This is a genomic window from Pseudomonas sp. PB3P13 (assembly GCF_054897735.1).
Map to the genome: position 1 here is coordinate 604,896 of NZ_CM142702.1, position 21,782 is coordinate 626,677.

Consider the following 21,782-nt stretch of genomic DNA (forward strand, 5'->3'; position numbering starts at 1 on the left):
GCGATCTTTTGGCCGTGACGCAATTCTCGTTTAGAGGCTGAATCGTCCCACCATATTGTTCAAATCCAGCGCCAGGCGCGACAGCTCGTTGCTCGCAGCACTGGTCTGATTGGCGCCGGTGGCCGACTGCACTGAAAGATCACGAATGTTGACCAGGTTGCGATCCACTTCCCGAGCCACCTGCGCCTGCTCTTCGGCGGCGCTGGCGATGACCAGGTTGCGCTCGTTGATCTCGACGATGGCGCTGTTGATCGTGTCCAGCGACATCCCCGCGCCGCGCGCAATGTTCAGCGTCGACTCGGCGCGTTCGGTGCTGTTGCGCATCGAATCCACTGCGTGTTCGGTGCCGCTCTGAATGCTACCGATCATGCGTTCGATTTCACTGGTCGACTGCTGGGTGCGATGCGCCAGCGCGCGCACTTCATCGGCAACCACTGCAAAACCGCGACCCGCTTCACCGGCGCGTGCGGCCTCGATCGCAGCATTCAAAGCGAGCAGATTGGTCTGATCCGCCAGACCGCGAATCACATCCAGCACTTTACCGATGTCACGGGACTCGTTGGCCAGGTCGCCAATCAGGCTGGCAGTGCTTTGCACGTCAGCGCTCATGCGTTCGATGGCGGTAACGGTTTCCTGAACCAGATCACGGCCATCGCCGGCAGAGGTCGTGGCGTTTTTCGACGCCTCGGAAGTGCTCACCGCGTTGCGCGCCACTTCTTCCACTGCGCTGGTCATCTCGTTGACCGCGGTAGCAGCCTGTTCGATTTCATTATTCTGCTGGGTCAGGCCGCGCGCGCTTTCGTCGGTGACGCTGTTGAGTTCTTCCGCAGCGGAGGCCAGTTGAGTAGCCGATCCGGAAATGCGCTGCAGCGTGTCGCGCAGTTTTTCCTGCATCTTCGACATGGCCAGCAACAGGCGTCCGGCTTCATCTTTGCCATCCACGGTGATCGGGCGGGTCAGATTGCCTTCGGCAATGTCTTCGGCCGCGCTCAACGCCTTGGCGATTGGCTTGGTGATGCTGTTGGTCAGCAGCCAGGCAAACAGCAAGGTCAGGGCGCTGGCGATGACCAGCAAAGTGATCACCAGATTGAGCGATGTCGAATACTGCTCGCCGGCACGGGCGTCGGTGGCTTCGATTTGTCGGGTGTTGATCTCAAGCAATTTGGCGAGGGCCGCGTTCACCGCTTCCGAATTCGAAAGCAGTTCGCTGTTGAGCATGCTGCGCAGTTCATCCACCTGATTGTTGCGCGAGAGCGCCTTCATCCGCTCTTCCAGTTGGCGATACTGCGCCAGCAACTGCACGTATTGATCATACGCGGCGCGTTCCTGCGGATCACTGATGAGTGGCTCGTAAACCCGTTGAGCATCGCGAATCTGCTGATTGCGCAAATCGAACAGTTCGAAGGTTTTCTGTTGAACATCCGGCTCGCGGTTCACCAGCAAGCGGTACGACAGCACCCGCAGGCGCAACGTCAGCTGAGTGAATTCATCCAGGCTTTTGATGCTCGGCACGCTCGTCAAGGCGATGTCCTGGCCTGCGCCGCGGATCTTGCTCATCTGATTCAGCGCAAACACGCCCAGGACCAGCATCAGGCCGCCAATCAAGGCAAAGCCGAGGAACGCCCGGGGGGCGATGTTGATATTACGAAGGGACATGGTGTTCACCGAGAAGGGCGCATCCGTGCGACGCTGGAGACTTACGTATGGGTGACTTATCGGTCATGCGAATAAAGTCTTGAGGTCCTGTGCGCTTTTGTCGCACGAGCCCTTTATCTGTAGGGGCGAAGCTGGCTCGCGGAAAACGTTCAGGCAAGGAGTCGATCCTGACAGAGCGCGTTATCGTTAACGTCCTTCGCGAGAAAGCTTCGCGCCTACAAGTGCGCCGCTTTTGATCGGGCGACGAAGTGCAGGAACCAGATGGGTCAATCACAGTCTGTAAAGTTCGCGGAATCCGTCGCCCGCCAGCAAAATCAAGGCTTTGCGCCCGATTACCCTGGCATCCGCGGTGACTTTTCTTTATCGTACGCGCCCTTTGAAAATGCCTGGAAAATCAAAATGTTGGAAGCATCCCTAAGCCAGTTGGAACAGTTGGTCAGCGACCTGGTGCAGCAGAACCAGACCTTGCTCGGCACCAATCAAACCCTGAGCGCCGAGTTGGCTCAGGCCAAGGATGAAAACGAAACCCTGCAACTGAGCCTGATGGAGCAGGAAGAAAAACACGGTGCTACCGCCGCGCGCATTCAGGCGCTGGTTGAGCGCGTCAGCGCCGGTCCGGTCAACGCATGACTGCCGGCGCCGCAGAGGTAAAAGTCGTCTCCATTATGGGAGAGGACTATTCGATCAAGGCGCCGGCCGGGGAAGAGCAGACCCTGCTGGACGCTGCCCTGATGTTGAAAGCCGCTTTGGCCGATACCAAGAAAAAATACCCGACGCTGATCGGCGACCGCTTGCTGGTACTTGCCGCCATGAATCTGTGTTCTCAGCAGATCGAAATGAAAAAGCAGCACAAACGCGAACTCGACCGTTATCAAGAGCAAGTCAGCGCCACGGTTGAAGTGATTTCCAGGACGATCAATCAGGCCTGATCGATTGCGCACAATCAGAGAATAAAGTCGCCGATTGTTTGTATACAATCGGCACGGCTGTTGCAGGGTTTCAGCCTCTTGTTCTTTGGGGGTGCAGCATGCAGTTCTGGCGACGCAGTATTCAATGGCAGTTGATCCTGAGTATGGGCTCCGCCCTGCTGGTCAGCAATCCTGATTGTGGTTGGCATTTATATGGTCGCCGATGAAGTGCGCACACTGGCGCGGCGCACGCAGTCGTCCACTGACGAAATCCAGCAGATGATCGGCAGCCTCAAGCAAGGCGCGGAGAATGCGGTCTCGTCGATGCACACCGGGCAGGCGGCGACTGGCACCGGTGTTGAGTCGAGCCAGCGCACCGGCGCTTCGTTAACGGCGATTACCGGGCAGGTCGAGCGGATCAGCGACATGAACCATCAAGTGGCGACTGCCACGGAAGAGCAATCGGCGGTGACCGAAGAAATCAACCGCAACGTGCAGGGGATTTCCGATCTGGCGCACGCCACGGCGGGAGAGGTGAGAGCCTGTCGGGAAGATTGTCAGATGTTGCAGCGCCTGGCCGATGACCTGGCGCGACAGATGGGTGGGTTCAAGTTGAGCTAAAAGATCAAGCTCAAAAATCGCAGCCTCGTATCACTCAACCCTCTGTAGGAGCTGTCGAGTGAAACGAGGCGGCGATCTTTTTGTGCCCAATACTCGAACTATGTCAGATCAAAACCACTCATCCTGCATCCCCGGACACACATCATCCCGGGCCTCGAGAATCGCCAGCTCGTGATGACAACCCGGTACTTCCCACGTCAGGAAATAGCGCGCCGCCTGCAGCTTGCCTTTATAGAAACTCGCGTCCGCGGCATTGCCTTTGGCCAACCCTTCCTCGGCGCGAATCGCCTGCTCCAGCCAGCGCCAGCCAATCACCGCGTGCCCAAACACTTTCAGGTACAGCGCCGAGTTCGCCAGGCTGCTGTTGACCTTGCCTTGCCCCAGGTCGGTGAGTAAACCAATGGTGACGGTTTGCAAACGGGCCACCAGTTGCTCCAGCGGCTCACGCAGCGGTGTCAGCGATTCAAACGCTTGCGCGCGTTGCGCGGTATCGGCTATCAAGCGGATCAATTGTTTGAGCCCCGCACCACCGTTCTGCGCCAGTTTACGACCCAGCAAGTCCAGTGACTGAATCCCATGGGTGCCTTCGTGGATCGGGTTCAGGCGGTTGTCACGGTAGTACTGTTCCACCGGGTATTCGCGGGTGTAGCCGTGGCCGCCAAGAATCTGGATAGCCAGCTCGTTAGCCTTCAGACAAAACTCCGACGGCCAGGATTTGACGATCGGCGTGAGCAGATCCAGCAGTTCGTGAGCCTGTTTGCGCAGGGTTTCAGTCTCAAGGGTCGTTGTGTCGTCGAACAGCCGAGCTGCGTACAGCCCAAGGTCGAACGAGCCTTCGACATACGCTTTCTGGGTCAGCAGCATGCGCTTGACGTCGGCGTGCTGGATGATCGCCACCGGTGCGGTGTTCGGGTCTTTGCTGTCCGGCACGCGACCTTGGGGGCGTTCGCGGGCGTATTCCAGCGAATACAGATAACCGGCATAGCCGAGCATTACCGCGCCCATGCCGACGCCAATCCGCGCCTCATTCATCATCTGGAACATGTAGCTCAGGCCCTGGTGCGGCTTGCCCACCAGATAACCAATGCATTCGCCGTGATCGCCGAAGTTCAGCGCGGTAGAGGTCGTGCCGCGCCAGCCCATCTTGTGGAAAAGCCCGGCCAGCAACACATCGTTACGCTCGCCGAGGCTACCGTCATCGTTCACCAGGAATTTCGGCACGATGAACAGCGAAATCCCCTTCACCCCGGCAGGCGCATCCGGCAGTTTGGCCAGAACCATGTGCACGATGTTCTCTGACAACGGGTGATCGCCGCCGGAGATGAAGATCTTGTTGCCCTTGAGTCGATACGTACCGTCGGACGCAGGCTCGGCGCGTGTACGAATATCCGACAACGATGAACCCGCGTGCGGTTCGGTCAGCGCCATGGTGCCGAAGAAGCGGCCGTCGATCATCGGTTGCAGGAAGCGTTGCTTCTGCTCATCGGTACCGAAGCTTTCGATCAGGTTGGCCGCGCCCATGGTCAGGAACGGGTACGACGTCGAGGCCGCGTTGGCCGACTGAAAATGCGCAAAGCAAGCCTGCGACAACAGCGTAGGAAGTTGCATGCCGCCTGCGTCGAAACTGCGCGCGGCGTTGAGGAAGCCGGCTTCGAGGAAGGCATCCACCGCCGGTTTCACTTCGGGAATCAGAATCGCCTGACCGTCTTCATAACGCGGCTCGTTTTCGTCGTTCTTGCGATTGTGCGGGGCGAAGAATTTTTCGGCGATGCTGCGCGCGGTGCCGATCGCTGCATCGAATGTCTCGCGATTGTGCTCGGCGAAACGCTCACGCTGAGTCAGGCCCTCGGCGTCGAGGACTTCGTACAGCTCGAAAGCCAGATTGCGGGAACTGAGCAACGTCTCGGACATGGCGGACTACCTTTAAAAAGTATGCCGCAGTCTAGGGAGACTTATAAAAATGGGGAAGGAAGATAGATTGGGGTGATGGGGCGGCAAAAGCTACAAGCTGCAAGCTGCAAGTAAGAGCAGTTGCTTCTACTTGCAGCTTGCAGCTTATAACTTGCAGCTGTTGCTTAACCTATCGTCATCAGACTGGCATTGCCTCCAGCAGCAGCCGTGTTAACGCTCAACGCCCGCTCGATGACCAGACGCTCCAGCGCAATGTTGGTTTCGCCCTGGGACAACCCGTGAACGCCGACGATAGCGCCGGCACGCTTGGCCACTTGCTGGCACGTTGCACGCAACTGGTCGGAATGACCGTGATGCAGAACGGCATCGAACACCACTTCGTCCTTGCCCCAGTCGGCAACCCGCTTGATCTTCGCCTGAACGTCCTTCGGCAAACGGGCGAACACGGCTTTGGTCAGCTCAGTCTCCGGCCACACGGCCGAACCGCCCACGGCCAGGACCGCCGCCAGCTGAGTCAGCAGGTCGCCTTCGACGTCTGCCAGGCACAGCACGTGTTCGCGGGGCAGGATGGCGTAACTGTTGCGCTCGCCGGTCGGGCCTGCCAACTGGCGCGTGATCCCGCTTTGCGATTGCGCCGCGAACTGCACGCACAGAGCGCTCAGGTCGGCGAACTTGTGGCTGTCAGCCCAGGCTTTCAATGCGGTCAGCGGTTTGCTCATGGCATCGCGCAGACGAACGTCCGGTGCCGCGATAGCATCACCGCGAGCGAAGGATTGTTCGATTGCATCGGCAGGACGCGTCGACAACAGACGGTAGAGATACAACGGACCACCGGCTTTTGGACCGGTACCCGACAAACCTTCGCCGCCGAACGGTTGCACGCCAACCACAGCACCGACGATGTTGCGGTTCACATAGACGTTACCGGCATTGACGTTGTCGATCACCTTGGCGATGGTCTCGTCGATGCGAGTGTGCACACCCAGGGTCAAACCGTAACCCGACGCATTGATCTGACCGATCAACTGGTCGATGTCTTTGCGCTTGTAGCGAACCACGTGAAGCACCGGCCCGAAGATTTCGCGCTGCAACTCATCAAAGCTTTCCAGCTCGATCAGCGTTGGCATCACGAAGGTGCCGCGTTTGACTTCGTCGGAATCGGCGATCGCCACCTGATACACGTTACGACCTTTGTCACGCATGGCCTGGATGTGTTTTTCGATGCCGGCCTTGGCTTCGGCGTCGATCACCGGGCCGATGTCCACGGACAGCCGCTCAGGGTTGCCGAGCCGGGATTCAGCCATGGCACCTTTGAGCATTTCGATGACACGGTCCGCGGAATCTTCCTGCAAGCACAAGACGCGCAGTGCCGAGCAACGTTGGCCGGCGCTGTCGAAAGCCGACGAAACGACGTCGATCACGACTTGTTCGGTGAGTGCCGAGGAGTCGACGATCATTGCGTTCTGGCCACCGGTTTCGGCGATCAGCGGGATCGGACGACCCTGCGCATCCAGACGACCGGCGACATTGCGTTGCAGCAAGCGAGCGACTTCGGTGGAACCGGTGAACATCACGCCTTTGACCCGATCGTCGCCGACCAGACGGGCGCCAACGGTTTCGCCACGGCCCGGCAACAGTTGCAGCACGCCTTGCGGAATCCCGGCTTCGAGCAGCAGACGCACGGCTTGTGCAGCCACCAGCGGGGTTTGTTCCGCGGGTTTGGCCAGTACCGGGTTACCGGCGGCCAATGCTGCAGCGACCTGGCCGCTGAAGATTGCCAGCGGGAAGTTCCACGGGCTGATGCACACCACCGGACCCAATGGACGGTGGGCGTCGTTGGTGAAATCGTGGCGTGCCTGCACCGCGTAATAGCGCAGGAAATCCACGGCTTCGCGCACTTCGGCGATGGCGTTGGCGAAGGTCTTGCCGGCTTCGCGAGCCAACAAACCCATCAGCGGCTGAATTTCGCCTTCCATCAAATCGGCGGCACGTTCGAGGATCGCGGCACGTTCAGCCGGCGGTGTCGCCTGCCAGATCGGCGCAGCATTCAGGGCGCACTGAATCGCATTGTCGACATCTTCGACTGTCGCTTCCTGAACATGACCGACCACGTCGCGCAGGTCGGAAGGGTTCAGCACGGCAGAAGGGGTTTCGGTGCTGGAATCGCAGCCAAGCATCGGCGCGGCTTTCCAGTCGTTATGAGCCGTCGCCAGCAGTGCACACGACAGCGAGGCCAGACGATGTTCGTTGGCCATGTCGATGCCGCTGGAGTTGGCGCGCTCGACGCCATAAAGATCACGCGGCAGCGGGATACGCGGGTGTGGTAAGCCGAAGCCGCCTTCCAGCGTCGCCATCTGCTCGATGCTGGCCACTGGATCGGCCACCAATTCCTGAATGGAAATGGATTGGTCGGCGATGCGGTTGACGAACGAGGTGTTCGCGCCGTTTTCCAGCAGGCGACGCACCAGGTACGCCAACAGGGTTTCGTGAGTGCCGACCGGCGCGTACACGCGGCACGGACGATTCAGCTTGCCTTCGGAGACTTTGCCTACGACCTGTTCGTACAGCGGTTCGCCCATGCCGTGCAGGCACTGGAACTCGTACTGACCCGGGTAATAGTTCTGACCGGCGATGTGGTAAATGGCCGACAGGGTGTGAGCGTTATGCGTAGCGAATTGCGGGTAGATGACTTCCGGCACCGACAGCAGTTTGCGCGCGCAGGCGATGTAGGAAACGTCGGTGTACACCTTGCGGGTGTAGACCGGATAGCCTTCCAGGCCTTCAACCTGGGCGCGCTTGATTTCGCTGTCCCAGTACGCGCCCTTCACCAGACGGATCATCAGGCGATGACGGCTGCGACGAGCCAGGTCAATCACGTAGTCGATCACATACGGGCAACGCTTTTGATAAGCCTGGATGACGAAACCGATGCCGTTCCAGCCGCTCAGTTGCGGCTCGAAACACAGGCGCTCAAGCAGATCCAGCGACAGTTCGAGACGATCGGCTTCTTCGGCGTCGATATTCAGACCGATGTCGTATTGCTTGGCCAGCAAGGTCAGCGACAGCAGACGCGGATACAACTCTTGCATCACACGTTCGTACTGCGCGCGGCTGTAGCGCGGGTGCAGTGCCGACAGCTTGATGGAAATGCCCGGTCCTTCATAAATCCCACGGCCGTGGGACGCTTTACCGATCGAGTGGATGGCTTGCTCGTACGAGGCGAGGTATTTCTGCGCGTCGTGCTCGGTGAGTGCCGCTTCACCCAGCATGTCGTAGGAATAGCGGAAACCCTTGCTTTCAAACTTGCTGGCATTGGCCAGGGCTTCGGCGATGGTTTCGCCGGTAACGAACTGCTCGCCCATCAGGCGCATGGCCATGTCGACGCCCTTGCGGATCATCGGCTCGCCGCTCTTGCCGATGATGCGGCTCAGTGACGAAGTCAGGCCGGCTTCGTTATGGGTGGCGACCAGTTTGCCGGTCAGCAGCAAGCCCCAGGTAGCGGCGTTGACGAACAGCGACGGGCTGTTGCCCAGGTGCGGATGCCAGTTTCCGGTGCTGATCTTGTCGCGGATCAGGGCATCACGGGTGCCTTTGTCCGGAATACGCAGCAGCGCCTCCGCCAGGCACATCAGCGCCACGCCTTCCTGGGACGACAGGGAAAATTCCTGCAACAGGCCCTGAACAATGCCGGCACGGCCGCCAGCGCTTTTCTGATTGCGCAGTTTTTCGGCAATCGACGCGGCGAGCTTGTTGGTGGCTTCTGCCATGGCAGCCGGCAGGCGCGCCTGCTCGATCAGCATCGGCACGACTTCCGGCTCGGGGCGGCGGTAAGCGGCAGTAATCGAGGCGCGCAGCACTGATTGCGGCAGGATGCTTTCGGCGAATTCAAGGAAGCACTGATGCGCGTGATCCAGTGGCGCATCCACCAGGTCGTCGGCATCTTTGGCCAAACCATTGAGCTCGGTCAGGGTTGCACCACCCTCGAGTTTTTCCAGGTAATTGAAAATCGCCTGTTTGATCAGCCAGTGCGGCGTGCGATCAATCGAGGTCGCGGCCGCCTTCAGGCGCTCGCGGGTCGGGTCGTCAAGTTTGACCCCAAGGGTGGTGGTAGCCATATTTTTATCCTCATGGTTGCCACGACTGCGTGGCATCAGCTGGCGGCAAGATTAGCCGTGCGCACTTCGAGGTGCAACCGGGTGCAACCCTTTTTTGTCGGAATTATGCGCAGCTCGTCAGGAAATAAATTTCGCAACGAAAGTACTGCGCCTGCTTGGTGCTTTTGCTTATAGCCAACCCCGGGACTGCGCTAAAAGGGAGCAAAAAAGCGCGTTTGTCCGATATTTGCGATGAGGTGCAACTTATTCTGGAGAAACTGGTTGCACCTTATTTGCTTTGTTGAATAGCATTCGCGGCGAAGGTGCAACCGACCTTGAAGTCTGGTGCACCGGCTGATGGCTTTCCTGGGGAAACATCAGTCATAAATGCGTGGGTCTACAATCGTCTGTCAAACGTCGTCGTTTGCGAGCGGTTTACAAAAACCGCCGCTACATAAAAACAAAGCCAGGGCGTAACTCAATGAGCGTTAGCAATCCAACCTTGATCACCTTCGTGATCTACATCGCAGCAATGGTGCTGATCGGCTTCATGGCCTATCGCTCCACCAACAACCTTTCTGACTATATTCTGGGCGGTCGCAGCCTGGGCAGCGTCGTGACTGCATTGTCCGCCGGCGCCTCCGACATGAGCGGCTGGTTGTTGATGGGCCTGCCGGGCGCCATTTACATGTCCGGTCTGTCGGAAAGCTGGATCGCCATCGGCCTGATCGTTGGTGCCTACCTGAACTGGCTGTTCGTCGCCGGCCGTCTGCGCGTGCAGACCGAACACAACGGCGATGCACTGACCCTGCCGGATTACTTCTCCAGCCGTTTCGAAGATAAAAGCGGTCTGCTGCGGATTATCTCTGCGGTCGTAATCCTGGTGTTCTTCACCATCTATTGCGCATCCGGCATCGTTGCAGGCGCCCGTTTGTTCGAAAGCACCTTCGGCATGTCCTACGAGACAGCGCTGTGGGCCGGTGCTGCGGCGACGATTGCCTACACCTTTGTCGGCGGATTCCTGGCCGTGAGCTGGACCGACACCGTACAAGCCACGCTGATGATTTTCGCGTTGTTGCTGACGCCGATCATCGTGCTGCTGGCCACCGGCGGCGTCGATACCACGTTCCTGGCCATCGAAGCGCAAGATCCAAGCAACTTCGACATGCTGAAAAACACCACCTTCGTCGGCGTGATTTCGCTGATGGGCTGGGGCCTTGGCTACTTCGGCCAGCCGCACATCCTTGCGCGTTTCATGGCGGCAGATTCGGTCAAGTCGATTGCCAAGGCGCGTCGCATTTCCATGGCCTGGATGATCCTGTGCCTGGGCGGCACCGTCGCTGTAGGATTCTTCGGTATTGCCTACTTCTCGGCGCACCCGGAAGTGGCAGGTCCTGTGACCGAAAACCCTGAGCGTGTGTTCATTGAACTGGCCAAACTCCTGTTCAACCCATGGGTTGCCGGTGTCCTGCTATCGGCGATTCTGGCTGCTGTCATGAGCACCTTGAGCTGCCAGTTGCTGGTGTGCTCCAGCGCCCTGACCGAAGACTTCTACAAAACTTTCCTGCGCAAATCCGCTTCCCAGGTTGAGCTGGTCTGGGTCGGCCGCTTGATGGTGCTGTTGGTTGCCTTGATCGCTATCGCGATGGCTGCTAACCCGGAAAACCGCGTACTCGGTCTGGTCAGCTATGCCTGGGCTGGTTTCGGTGCTGCGTTTGGTCCGGTCGTGCTGATCTCCGTGATCTGGAAAGACATGACCCGCAACGGCGCACTGGCTGGCATCCTGGTCGGCGCGATCACCGTGATCGTGTGGAAACACTTCGAGCTGCTCGGTCTGTACGAAATTATCCCGGGCTTCATCTTCGCCAGTCTGGCGATCTACTTTGTCAGCAAAATGGGCGCACCGACTCAAGGCATGCTTCAGCGTTTTGAAGCTGCAGAGGCTGATTTCCGCCTGAACAAATGATTGCGATGAGCTGATGCTCTGAGCGATTGCCGAACATGAAAACGGCCTGCTTCCCTCTGGAGGCGGGCCGTTTTTTTTTGCTTTGCTGGATGGGTTGCAGCGCACCTGGTGGTGCAATTGAAGGAGGTGTCTGTAGCTGAACACCCTTATCTTTGAAGGAAGAATCTCTAAAGAAGCAGGATAAATCTGATTTCCCTGTCCCGCCCTCGGTAGCCCTTGTCGCTCATGCAGAATCGCCGGTCTTCATTCTGCAGAGACACATCGGATGTCCACTTCTGCCAACCAGGCGCGTTTCACGTTGACCATCGACGGCGACCAGAATGAGCTCAAGGTGCTTGAGTTCACGGGAAAGGAAGCCATCAGCCAACCCTTCCGTTTTGACCTGAAACTCGTCTGCGAACGGCCCGACATCGAGCTCGAAAGCCTGCTGCACCGTCAGGCATTTCTAAGTTTCGGTCCACAGAACTCTGGAGTTCACGGTCAGATTTATCGCGTAGGTCAAGGCGACTGCGGGAAGCGTCTGACGCACTATCACGTCAGCCTGGTCCCGCATCTGACCTATCTGGGTCAGCGAATCAACCAACGGATTTTCCAGCATAAAAGTGTGCCGGTGATCATCGAGCACATCCTTAAAGACCACGGCATCCAGCGCGATGCTTTCGAGTTTCAACTCGGCAGCGATTATCCCGAGCGCGAGTATTGCGTGCAGTACGCCGAGAGCGATCTGACGTTTATCCAGCGTCTGTGTGCCGAGCTCGGTATTCACTACCATTTTCAGCACAGTCCTGATGGCCACGTGCTGGTGTTTGGCGATGATCAGACGGTTTTCCCCCGGTTGCCAGAACCCGTCCCATACCTGCCCGGTGGCGGCATGGTTGCCGAGGCGCCTGCAATCAAACGTTTCAACGTACAGCTGGAGACCCGCCCAACTGCGGTCGTCCTGCGTGATTACGATTTTCATAAACCTCGTCTGCAACTCGACGGTACGACTGATAATCAGCAGTTGCCCGCACTGGAACATTATCAATTTCCCGGTCAGTTCACCGAGCGCGAACGCGGCAAGCAGTTGGCCGTGCGCGCTTTGCAACGCCATAACGCTGACGCCCGCCAGGCGCAGGGCGACAGCGATCAGGCGACATTGATCAGCGGACATTTTCTGGAGTTGGGTAATCACCCCCGGCAGGAATGGAATGACCTGTGGCTGATCACCGAGATCGAGCATCAGGGCCGTCAGCCCCAAGTGCTGGAAGAAACTCTCGGGAGCGGCTGCGAGGGGGAACTCCAAGGCTATCGCAATACTTTTCTGGCAACGCCGTGGGACGTTTCGTTTCGCGCGCCGCTGATCGAGAAACCCCACGTGGCGGGTTACCAGTCTGCGACGGTCACTGGCCCGACAAACAGCGAAATCCATTGCGATGAATATGGGCGGGTCAAGGTTCAGCTGCGATGGGACCGCGACGGGCAATTCAACGAGCATTCCAGTTGCTGGCTGCGGGTGGCCACCGGTTGGGCGCATGACCGTTACGGCAGTGTGATGATTCCGCGGGTTGGCATGGAAGTACTGGTAGGTTTTGTAAACGCCGATGCTGACAAGCCACTGATTGTGGGGTGCCTGCCTAACGCCGCTACGCCGGTGCCCCTCGACCTGCCGGCCGACAAGACTCGCAGCATTTTCCGCAGCCAGAGTAGTCCCGGAGGCGGTGGTTACAACGAATTGCGCATCGAGGACCGTAAAGGCGCCGAGGAAATCTGCCTGCGCGCGCAGCGAAACTGGACGCAGCATGTGCTGCAGGATTCGTTCATCGAAGTAGGAAACCAGCGCCGCGTCGACATCGGTGGCGGCGATAGCTTGCGCGTTCAGGGCGATCGGCACATCAGCGTCAGCAGCCAGCAGGTAAAGGCCAGCGGGCAGTATCAGGTGTCTGCCGCAGAGCAGATTGTGATCGACGCTGGCGTTAATGCTTCGATTCAGGCGGGCGGGCACTGGATCAATATCGGTCCGGCGGGGATCTTCAGTAGTGTGCCGATACAACTCGGCGGGGCGCTCATGCCGGCCATGGGTGTTCCCGATACTGCCAGGCAACTGTCTGCGCTGAGTGCGGCTCAGATCCTCAGCCTCAAGAGCGATGCACCGTTCTGCGAAGAATGCGAGCGCTGTAAAGGAGGCGTCTGTGCAGCCTGATCGCCTGTCTCCTCATGCCTGGCTGGAGCAACAGCCCGTAAAGCCCTCCGAACAGATATTCGCGGTGTTTGGTAGCGCCAGTGCTGCACAAGTGTTCAAAGCCTGGCAGCGTGCACATCCCCGGCAGGCGCCTCGTCCGATCTGGACCGCTACCGCGTATGCCGAGTGGGAAGCGGTGATGCCTTATGTAGGAATCGTTCCCGCTGGTAGTGAGTTTCTGCAGTGGGTTGCTACGACTCAATCACAGGACTGGGGTTGGCTGGCGGTTTCCTCTGCTCCACTGGAAGCAGTGGTCGAGCATCTCCGCAGCTTGACGCAAGTCTTGCTGCCGAACGGCAACGCAGTGTTTTTCCGCTTCTGGGACGGGCGTTATCTGTTGCCGATTCTTCAGGATTGCGACGTCGATGCTGCTCAACTACTGCCGGTGATTGGGCGTTGCTTGATCAACGGTCAGTCGCTGAAGGTGGGCGGCGCTGCGCTGAGCACTGCTCGGGTTTTTCCATGGTGGGAAGTTCCAGCGATTTTGCTTGAGCAACTTGCCCGGCACTCCAACAAAACGCTGGTCAGTAACTTGATCCAGTGGCTGAGCGAAGACCGGCCTGATCTTTGCGAAGCGTTTTCGCCCGTTGTTTTGACGCACAAGATTGCGCTCTTTCTTGAAACACCCGAACTACCGCCAGTACCGAAAGCCGCGTTGGTGGAATATCTGATCGCGGAACTGGACTGATGGCTCAGATCGTTCGGATTGAGCAGGAACTCGACGGTTTTAAAGACACGTTGAGTTTGTATCGCCAGCAACTGGAAGGTGCTGTAAGCCAGAGCGCCGACAAGTTCAGCCGCTTTATGGACATCCCCTCGTTGATGGCCATGGAGCGAGTTATAAAGCTGGGCGATACGACCACGTCGGTCGGCAGCAGTGATGACAACTTTTTCTCCACGGTTGCGCAGTGTCCTGACAACGGGATTCTGCAGATCGAGAGCAAGTTTGAGTCGGTTCATGACATTCCGCTGGGCAATATCCAGGTCGATGTCATTGCCAAGGATGGCAGCGAGAAGAAGGTCGTTACGCTGAATGAACACGGCAAGGGAGAGTTCAGAGGATTACCCGGCAAGTTCTACCGGGTTCATGTTCAGAGCGAAGTAACGCCAGAGCAGGTTGATGAGCTTTTTAAATCCTACGACGGCTTGACCCTGGAGTTGAGCGGCTGGTTGCGCACCGAGTGGGATGCATTCAAGCCGCGCTGGTCGCAGTCGACTTCTGCCGCGGTGGGCAATGGAATGCTTGCGGGAAGTTGGGCGGCGATTACCGGTGTCTGGGACAGCATCAGTTTGCTCTCGGACATTCTCCAAGACCCTCGCAAGTATGCCGAGCGGCTGGGCGAGGGTGCCAATCAGCTGGCCGAACTGGCGGAACAATTTCCGGCAACGATGGCAAAGGTTCAGTTGCTGGCCAGCGATGAAGCGGCGTTATGCCTGTTGCTGCGCACTGCCAGTCTTTGGCTGGACATGCTGCCGCCCAGCGATATTGCCGGCAAAACGGCGGAAGCGCTTTCAATGGTTGTAGTGCAGTTGCTGATCGACATTCTGATCGGGATTGTTCTGACTTTCGCCGGCGCGGGCATTGGCATCGCTTACTTGGGCCGGCGACTTGCCCACTATGGCGGGCGAATTCTCGACGCTGTTGTGGGTTTCGTTAAGGCGATCTTCACGATCATCAATAACTTCATGACGTATGTAGATCGTTACAAGACGGTTGCCGCGCGGGGCGTTGCGGCGGGGATTAAAAAGGGACGCATGCAACTGCGCTGGAAGGCGAAGCGCAACACCACGATCAAGCAGGATGAACACTTCGACAACGCGCCGGATCAGGCGAAAAACCCTAACGGCGACAGTACCGAATCTGCAGATAAAACCGCGACCAACAAGTGCCCGGTATCGATGGTCACCGGCGAGGAATTGCTGACGCTGGTTGATGGGACTCTGGACGGCGTGTTGCCGTTCGACTTCACCCGACTCTACCGCACCAGCGCCGTGGAGATCGATGGCGGGTTGGGGTTTGGCTGGAGCCATTCGCTGTCGCATCGCCTGGAGATCGTCGGCGACTCGGTGGTCTGGGTCGACCATGAAAACCGGCGTACGACGTTTCCGTTGCCCAGCGCTGAACGTCCGGCGATTCATAACAGTTTGTCGCGCGCGGCGATTTATCTGGGGGGGTCGGGCGAAGAACTGATCCTCGCGCAGGCCGGCGAACTGACGCGGTTTTATCACTTTCACGATGGCCGATTGACGGCGATCAGCGATGCGTACGGTAACCGCTTGCGTATTACGCGCGATCGCCAGGACCGTATTCAACAGCTGGATAACGGTGCTGGCCGGGCCTTGCTGCTGCGTTATGACCGCAGCCATTTGATCGCAGTTGATTACCAGGTGTTCGTGTCAGCGCCCAGTCTGGAGGAAGCCTGGCAGACCGAGCAGACGCTGGTGTCCTACCGCTACGACGCCTGTCATCGGCTGATCGAAGCGACCAACGCGGCCGGTGAGAGCGAGCGTTACGACTACGACGACCAGCACGTCATCCTGCAGCGGCAACTGGCCGGTGGGGCGAGTTTCTTTTGGGAGTGGGAAAAGTCCGGCAAGGCGGCGCGATGTATTCGGCATTGGGCGTCGTTCGCGCAGATGGAGGCGCGTTATGTCTGGGATGACGCCGGCAGTGTCACTGTTTTCAATGGTGACGGCAGCGAGGAGGTTTATCAGCACGATGATCGGGCGCGGCTGGTGCGCCGGGTCGGGCTGGATGGCGGTGAGCAACTCAAGGCGTATGACGATCAGGGGCAGCTGATCGCCGAACAGGATGCGCTCGGCGCCATCACCGAATACCGCTACGACAACGTCGGACGCTTGGTGGCGCTGATTCCACCGGACGAGGAGCCGACGTCCTACGAATACCGCAACGGTTTCCTGCACGCACGCTATCGCGGCAAAGCGGTGTGGACCTATCAGCGTAACGCCCAGGGCGATGTCACTGAAGCGACTGACCCGGACGGTCAGGTCACCCGCTATTTCTACGACGACAAAGGGCAACTGCAAACAATTCGTTACCCCGACACCAGCGGGCATCTGCTGGTGTGGAACGCTCTGGGCCAATTGGTCGAAGAAACGCTGCCGGATGGCGGTGTGCGGCGGTTTTCCTACGATGTACTGGGACGCCAGACTACCCGGCAGGACGAACACGGTGCCGTCACCCGGTACCACTGGGACGCCATTGGCCGACTGCTGCAGACGACTTTGCCTACAGGGGCGACGCGCGCTTACAGCTACAACGCCTACGGCCAGATCACCGCCGAGCGCGACGAACTGGGGCGCATCACCCGTTATGAATATGCCGACGACTTGCACCTGGTCAGCCGGCGAATCAATCCCGACGGCACGCAGCTCAAGTATCGCTACGACAACGCGCAGCTCTTGCTGACGGAGATCGAGAACGAATCCGGGGCAAAATATCAGCTGGACTACACGCCCGGTGGATTGATCCGACAGGAAACAGGCTTCGACGGGCGGCGTACGGCCTATGCCTACGACCTGAACGGACAGTTGCTGGAAAAGACCGAGTTGGGTGACGACGGTTCGGTTTTGCTTACCGCGTATGAGCGGGACCCGGCCGGGCGTTTGCTGGTTAAAACCTTGCCCGACGGGGTCAAGGTCACCTATCGCTATGACACGCTTGGTCGACTGATCGGCGTCGACGACGGCCACGATCACCCGCTGGAATTCGAGTACGACCTTCAGGACCGGCTGATCACCGAGCATCAGGGCTGGGGCACGCTGCGTTACGGTTACGACGCCTGTGGCCAGCTCAAGCGGATGCGTCTGCCGGATGGCAGCAAACTGGATTATCAGCGTGCCAAGGGTGGCGCGCTGACGGGCATCGATCTCAACGGGGCGCGGCTCACGACCCATCAGTTTGTTTTCGGTCGTGAGCAAACCCGGCAACAGGGCGTGCTCACCAGCCAATACCACTACGACGAACAGGGCCGGCTGCAGGCCCACGCGGTTAACCAGCCGACTCGCCCGCTGTACATGCGCCACTACAGCTATGCGGTCAATGGCAACCTGGCAACTGTCGCCGACAGCCGTCATGGCCAGCGCAGCTATTACTACGACCCGCTCAACCGCCTGACCCGCGTCCGTCACACCCGCGATCAAAAACCCGAAAGCTTCGCCCACGACCCGGCCGGCAACCTGCTGATGCAGGACCGCCCCGGCCCAACCACCTTCAAAGGCAACCGCCTGCTGATGCAGGGCGACCGCCATTACGACTACGACGCCTTCGGCAACCTCATCCGCGAGCGCCGCGGCACCGCGCAAAAGCTCGTCACCGAATACCGTTACGACAGCCAGCACCGCCTGATCGGCGTCACAACTCCGGACGGTCGCAGCGCAAGCTACCGCTACGACGCGTTCGGCCGCCGCATCAGCAAAACCTACGACGGGCAGACCACAGAGTTTTTCTGGCAAGGCGACAACCTCGTCGCCGAAAGCAGTAAAAGCCACTACCGCAGCTACGTTTACGAGCCCGGCAGCTTCCGTCCGCTGGCCATGCTCGACGGCAAAGGCCCGAAGAAAGCGTGCCCGTTTTATTACCAGCTCGACCATCTCGGCACGCCGCAGGAGCTGACGGATTACAGCGGCGAAATCGTCTGGTCAGCGACGTACAACGCCTACGGCAAAGTAACTGATCTCGTACACGGTAGCGGCGAGCAGCTCGACCAGCCGCTGCGGTTTCAAGGCCAATACTTCGACACAGAAAGCGGCCTGCACTACAACCGGCATCGGTACTATTATCCGAATGTCGGCCGCTACCTGACGCCGGATCCGGTGAAGCTGGCGGGTGGGCTGAATCAGTATCGGTATGCGCCGAATCCGACGGGGTGGGTGGATCCGCTTGGGTTGAGCGGGAACTGCCCGCCGGATACCCAGGGTCTCACGCCTTGTCCAATGGGCGAGCCCGAATTACCAAGTATCTCTAGACGAGGCGCCTTCCGCCGGGCCAAGACTGACGCTGGCATTCCAAGGAGTCAGCAGCCGGATATACAGCTAGATGATGTCAGTGGCAGGCCGAGTCAATTTATCTATGCCAACATGACTGATATAAACGGAAAGAATATTTTGGATAGCACCGGAATGCCCATCAGAACCAGGCAATACTTGTTCACTAGAGAAGACGGTTTCAAGTTGATCTTACAAGATCATGCCGCTGGTCACAAATTTGATGGGGATAACGGCAGAGGTGATCAAGGGTCACATTTTAACATTCGGCCTTTTGATAACCAAAGAAACGGAAAGGTCCCAAATACGAACGATCACTATCCTTTCAGGAGATAAGTATGAAGTATTGGAATGAGCTCGATGGCAGCGCTTTTTTTTGCATGGTATTCAGCGGTCGAGTGCTGATTGATGAGATAAAGCTGTTTTCAATAGTTGTTGATAATAATCAGTCAGTAGTGACGCTCGCGTTTGATATTAGAGATCTCCCGGATAAGCCACCCAAAAAATGGGTGTTGAATGAATATAATGCCTGTCGCATTGGAATAAGTTGTAGTGAATTTGAAGGTTTGATGATTAAAAATCTGCCGACAGATGAGATTTTTAGGTTGTCTATCGCCAAGAAAAATTCTCGGACCGTGGTTTCGGCTACTTCAGCTTCCTCGTCGATAAATTTCACTGCATCATTTTTGACTCTTCGAGATCCTTCGGTGTATTTGACGCGCGTTCCATTTTAATTTTGTTTTCTTGCATCCTCTCTTCATTGTGAGGGGGTCGATTATCAATGAGTGGGAATGCGACAGTCGTTGAGAGAGTATCCGCTGTTCACGGTTACCGAAGAAAAGAGATGAGTGCAACGATAAATATATCAGCCTTGATTGTCAGTGAATGTTATGTGGTTTCTTGCCAAGCATGGGGTCGGCCATGTCGGTTGGCTTCTACTTTACTCGCGGTAGTAGATTCAGGACTGCTTCGCAGCCCAGCGGGGGCCAGCCCCCTCGTCATAAAGACCGCCTTCACGGTCAAGACTCCCCCCTCCGCCCCTAGCATTCGATTTCAGCAGTGACCCGCCCGATTTTGTCTTGTGCAGCGACCAACTCTGTTAGGAGTAGCGGAACTGAATCAGCTTTTGACAAATAAAGCGGTTCATCCCAATCGTAATTTTTTATAACTCTAAGTTGAAAACAACCATCTAGATCAAACGACGGATACCATCCGACATCCAGGAGCAAAAAGGCTGAATACTCAACTTGCAGCATATCTTCCTTGAGATTGCCCACCTGACTACTCAAATCATCGTTTCTCAGCGTCGAGAGATCATCATGAGAAATGCGTCCTGTAATAAACGTTAAGTCGATCATTTTTGAAGCTTCCTGAACTCATTCTGGGAAATTGGGTGGTTGTGTATCGTCCGCCCACTTAACTCCAAACGCACCCAACGACTTGGCTTTCCCTCACCAGCACCAATTCAGTGTCATATTCTTTGACTCTCCAAGGTTTGCCATTGGTGACCGGTTACCCGGTTTTATAAGCATCTCTTTCCAGCTGCTCTACATCAATACCGTGCTTGTATTTCGCGGGGCCAGACCTTGTTGAGTCTATTGTTTGTTTCCAAGACATATTTTTCGGGGGCATGTGTTTGTAGCCATGAGGTTTCATGAATGGTCCGGGGTTTTGGTTGGCAAGCACCCTTGCCACGGTTTTGTGGGCAGCATCCGGCCGCTCAGCCTTCACCCCCTGACGTTCGCCGCCTTACAAGGTAAACTCCTCGGCCTTCGCAGGAGCAATCATGAATTATCGTCACGCCTTCCATGCCGGCAATCACGCCGATGTGTTCAAACACCTGACCTTGACCCGCCTCATCGCCTTGATGTCGCGCAAGGAGCAGCCGTTTGCTTATCTCGACACGCACGCCGGCATTGGTCTGTATGACCTGCAGGGCGATCAGGCGAGTCGTACCGGCGAATATCTGGAGGGCATTGCGCGTTTGTGGGATCAGCCGGATCTGCCGGCGTTGACCGCTGATTACATGAAGGTTCTGCATGACATGAACCCCGATGGGCAGCTGCGTTATTACCCGGGATCACCCGAGTTGGCGCGGCGTCTGACGCGGCCGCAGGACCGGGTGATGCTCAACGAGAAGCACCCGCAAGACGGGGTGTTGCTCAAGGACAACATGGCCGGCGACCGACGTGTGAAGGTGCATCTGGGTGAGGGCTGGCATGTGCCGCGCGCGATGTTGCCGGTGCAGGAGAAGCGGGCGTTGATGTTGATCGATCCGCCGTTCGAACAGCTCGATGAGATGCAGCGTTGTGCTGCGTCGCTTAAAGAAGCGGTTGGACGAATGCGTCAAACCGTGGCGGCGATCTGGTATCCGGTCAAGGACCAGCGCATGTTGCGACGGTTCTACCAGGATTTGGCCGGCACCGGCGCGCCGAAGTTGTTGCGGGTGGAGTTGCTGGTGCATCCGCTGGACACGCCGAACAGTCTGAATGGCTCGGGGTTGGCCGTTGCGAATCCGCCGTGGGGGCTGGAAGAGGAGTTGCGTGAGTTGTTGCCGTGGTTGTCGAAAAAGCTTGGGCAAACTCAGGGTGGCTGGCAGATGGATTGGCTGATTGCCGAGTAGCAGCGGCAAGTTGCAAGCGGCAAGCTACAAGTAAAAGCGAAGTACGCAGGGCATTTCGCTTGAAGCTTGAAGCCTGCCGCTTGTAGCTATTTTTAAATCGGGCACGTCACGCCCGTGCCGCCAATCCCGCAATACCCTTCCGGATTCTTCGCCAGATACTGCTGGTGATACGTCTCGGCGAAGTAGACCGTTGGAGCTTCGTCGATTTCCGTGGTGATGGTGCCTTTCCCAGCCTTGGTCAGCTCAGCCTGAAACACTTGCGCGCTGCGTTTGGCCGCTTCCAGTTGCGTCGGATTGGTGGCGTAGATCACCGAGCGGTATTGAGTACCAATGTCGTTGCCCTGACGCATGCCCTGGGTCGGGTTGTGTAATTCCCAAAACATTTTCAGCAACTCTTCGTAACTGACTTTCGCCGGCTCGTAAACGACGAGCACGACTTCGCTGTGGCCGGTCAGGCCTGAGCAGACTTCTTCATACGTCGGGTTTGGCGTGAAGCCGCCGGCATATCCGACCACGGTGCTGACCACGCCTTCGCGCTGCCAGAACTTGCGTTCTGCACCCCAGAAACAGCCCAGACCGAAGATCGCGAAATCCACGTCCGTTACGAATGGGCCGAGCAGGGGAGCATCGTGGACGAAGTGTCGTTCCGGCAGGTTCATCGGGGTTTCGCGGCCAGGCAGAGCCTGTTCTTTAGTTGGTAGCACGTTTTTGTTCACCAGAATTTCCGAGCGCAAGACCATGTTCAGTCCCCTCAGTCAGGTTGAAAGGTTGGAAG

At 57.8% G+C, this 21,782-nt stretch carries 13 protein-coding genes and 1 pseudogene; 9 read left to right on the forward strand and 5 right to left on the reverse strand.

Features of this window, described 5'->3' with window-relative positions; all coding sequences use genetic code 11:
* Window positions 1-30: 30 nt before the first annotated feature.
* Complete coding sequence (locus ACYZT1_RS02815; RefSeq protein ID WP_462017571.1) at window positions 31-1,656, reverse strand: methyl-accepting chemotaxis protein; 1,626 nt, start codon at window positions 1,654-1,656, stop codon at window positions 31-33.
* Window positions 1,657-2,055: 399 nt separating this feature from the next.
* Between ACYZT1_RS02815 and ACYZT1_RS02820 the strand changes: the two genes are divergently transcribed.
* From ACYZT1_RS02820 to ACYZT1_RS02830, 3 genes and pseudogenes are all read left to right on the forward strand, one after another.
* Complete coding sequence (locus ACYZT1_RS02820) at window positions 2,056-2,286, forward strand: hypothetical protein (RefSeq protein ID WP_462017572.1); 231 nt, start codon at window positions 2,056-2,058, stop codon at window positions 2,284-2,286.
* Entirely contained in the window at window positions 2,283-2,585 is a 303-nt protein-coding gene (locus tag ACYZT1_RS02825; protein ID WP_462017573.1) for a cell division protein ZapA, read from the forward strand. The genes ACYZT1_RS02820 and ACYZT1_RS02825 overlap by 4 nt, the downstream gene beginning before the upstream one ends.
* Window positions 2,586-2,768: 183 nt before the next feature.
* A pseudogene (locus tag ACYZT1_RS02830) lies at window positions 2,769-3,185 on the forward strand (methyl-accepting chemotaxis protein); the annotation flags it as partial.
* Between the two features lie 108 nt (window positions 3,186-3,293).
* Here the strand turns inward: ACYZT1_RS02830 and ACYZT1_RS02835 are convergent.
* Both ACYZT1_RS02835 and putA read right to left on the reverse strand, forming a co-directional pair.
* Window positions 3,294-5,096 carry an acyl-CoA dehydrogenase gene (locus tag ACYZT1_RS02835; RefSeq protein WP_462017574.1) on the reverse strand — a complete coding sequence of 601 codons (1,803 nt, stop codon included), beginning with the start codon at window positions 5,094-5,096 and terminating at the stop codon, window positions 3,294-3,296.
* A 164-nt stretch (window positions 5,097-5,260) separates the two neighbouring features.
* Window positions 5,261-9,211: a trifunctional transcriptional regulator/proline dehydrogenase/L-glutamate gamma-semialdehyde dehydrogenase gene (putA, locus tag ACYZT1_RS02840; RefSeq protein ID WP_462017575.1), complete on the reverse strand. Its 3,951-nt coding sequence runs from the start codon at window positions 9,209-9,211 to the stop codon at window positions 5,261-5,263.
* A gap of 460 nt (window positions 9,212-9,671) precedes the next feature.
* On the opposite strand from putA, the gene putP reads away from it, so the two are divergent.
* The 5 genes from putP (at window position 9,672) to ACYZT1_RS02865 (ending at window position 19,118) form a co-directional block, all read left to right on the forward strand.
* The gene (gene putP / locus ACYZT1_RS02845) at window positions 9,672-11,156 is read left to right on the forward strand and encodes a sodium/proline symporter PutP (protein WP_462017576.1); all 1,485 of its coding nucleotides are present in this window, start codon (window positions 9,672-9,674) and stop codon (window positions 11,154-11,156) included.
* Between the two features lie 265 nt (window positions 11,157-11,421).
* Complete coding sequence (locus ACYZT1_RS02850) at window positions 11,422-13,338, forward strand: type VI secretion system Vgr family protein (protein ID WP_462017577.1); 1,917 nt, start codon at window positions 11,422-11,424, stop codon at window positions 13,336-13,338.
* The gene (locus tag ACYZT1_RS02855) at window positions 13,328-14,065 is read left to right on the forward strand and encodes a DUF4123 domain-containing protein (protein ID WP_462017578.1); all 738 of its coding nucleotides are present in this window, start codon (window positions 13,328-13,330) and stop codon (window positions 14,063-14,065) included. Before ACYZT1_RS02850 ends, ACYZT1_RS02855 begins: the two co-directional genes overlap by 11 nt.
* Window positions 14,065-18,720, forward strand: coding sequence for an RHS repeat-associated core domain-containing protein (locus ACYZT1_RS02860; protein WP_462017579.1), 4,656 nt, complete (start codon window positions 14,065-14,067; stop codon window positions 18,718-18,720). Before ACYZT1_RS02855 ends, ACYZT1_RS02860 begins: the two co-directional genes overlap by 1 nt.
* A gap of 2 nt (window positions 18,721-18,722) precedes the next feature.
* Window positions 18,723-19,118: an Imm50 family immunity protein gene (locus tag ACYZT1_RS02865; protein ID WP_462017580.1), complete on the forward strand. Its 396-nt coding sequence runs from the start codon at window positions 18,723-18,725 to the stop codon at window positions 19,116-19,118.
* Between the two features lie 306 nt (window positions 19,119-19,424).
* Here the strand turns inward: ACYZT1_RS02865 and ACYZT1_RS02870 are convergent, their stop codons facing one another.
* Window positions 19,425-19,742, reverse strand: a complete 318-nt coding sequence (locus ACYZT1_RS02870) for a hypothetical protein (protein ID WP_462017581.1) — start codon at window positions 19,740-19,742, stop codon at window positions 19,425-19,427.
* A 428-nt stretch (window positions 19,743-20,170) separates the two neighbouring features.
* Here ACYZT1_RS02870 and ACYZT1_RS02875 point away from each other — a divergent pair, with 428 nt between their 5' ends.
* The gene (locus tag ACYZT1_RS02875) at window positions 20,171-21,007 is read left to right on the forward strand and encodes a 23S rRNA (adenine(2030)-N(6))-methyltransferase RlmJ (RefSeq protein WP_462017582.1); all 837 of its coding nucleotides are present in this window, start codon (window positions 20,171-20,173) and stop codon (window positions 21,005-21,007) included.
* Window positions 21,008-21,099: 92 nt separating this feature from the next.
* Here the strand turns inward: ACYZT1_RS02875 and msrA are convergent, their stop codons facing one another.
* On the reverse strand, window positions 21,100-21,747 hold the full coding sequence (gene msrA / locus ACYZT1_RS02880) for a peptide-methionine (S)-S-oxide reductase MsrA (protein WP_462017583.1): 648 nt from the start codon (window positions 21,745-21,747) through the stop codon (window positions 21,100-21,102).
* Window positions 21,748-21,782 lie beyond the last annotated feature (35 nt).

Coding starts and splice junctions, on each gene's coding strand:
- putA (WP_462017575.1), bottom strand. CDS start 9,211: ATGGCTACCACCACCCTTGGGGTCAAACTTGACGACCCGACCCGCGAG.
- putP (WP_462017576.1), top strand. CDS start 9,672: ATGAGCGTTAGCAATCCAACCTTGATCACCTTCGTGATCTACATCGCA.
- msrA (WP_462017583.1), bottom strand. CDS start 21,747: ATGGTCTTGCGCTCGGAAATTCTGGTGAACAAAAACGTGCTACCAACT.
- ACYZT1_RS02860 (WP_462017579.1), top strand. CDS start 14,065: ATGGCTCAGATCGTTCGGATTGAGCAGGAACTCGACGGTTTTAAAGAC.
- ACYZT1_RS02820 (WP_462017572.1), top strand. CDS start 2,056: ATGTTGGAAGCATCCCTAAGCCAGTTGGAACAGTTGGTCAGCGACCTG.
- ACYZT1_RS02865 (WP_462017580.1), top strand. CDS start 18,723: ATGAAGTATTGGAATGAGCTCGATGGCAGCGCTTTTTTTTGCATGGTA.
- ACYZT1_RS02815 (WP_462017571.1), bottom strand. CDS start 1,656: ATGTCCCTTCGTAATATCAACATCGCCCCCCGGGCGTTCCTCGGCTTT.
- ACYZT1_RS02870 (WP_462017581.1), bottom strand. CDS start 19,742: ATGATCGACTTAACGTTTATTACAGGACGCATTTCTCATGATGATCTC.
- ACYZT1_RS02835 (WP_462017574.1), bottom strand. CDS start 5,096: ATGTCCGAGACGTTGCTCAGTTCCCGCAATCTGGCTTTCGAGCTGTAC.
- ACYZT1_RS02825 (WP_462017573.1), top strand. CDS start 2,283: ATGACTGCCGGCGCCGCAGAGGTAAAAGTCGTCTCCATTATGGGAGAG.
- ACYZT1_RS02875 (WP_462017582.1), top strand. CDS start 20,171: ATGAATTATCGTCACGCCTTCCATGCCGGCAATCACGCCGATGTGTTC.
- ACYZT1_RS02850 (WP_462017577.1), top strand. CDS start 11,422: ATGTCCACTTCTGCCAACCAGGCGCGTTTCACGTTGACCATCGACGGC.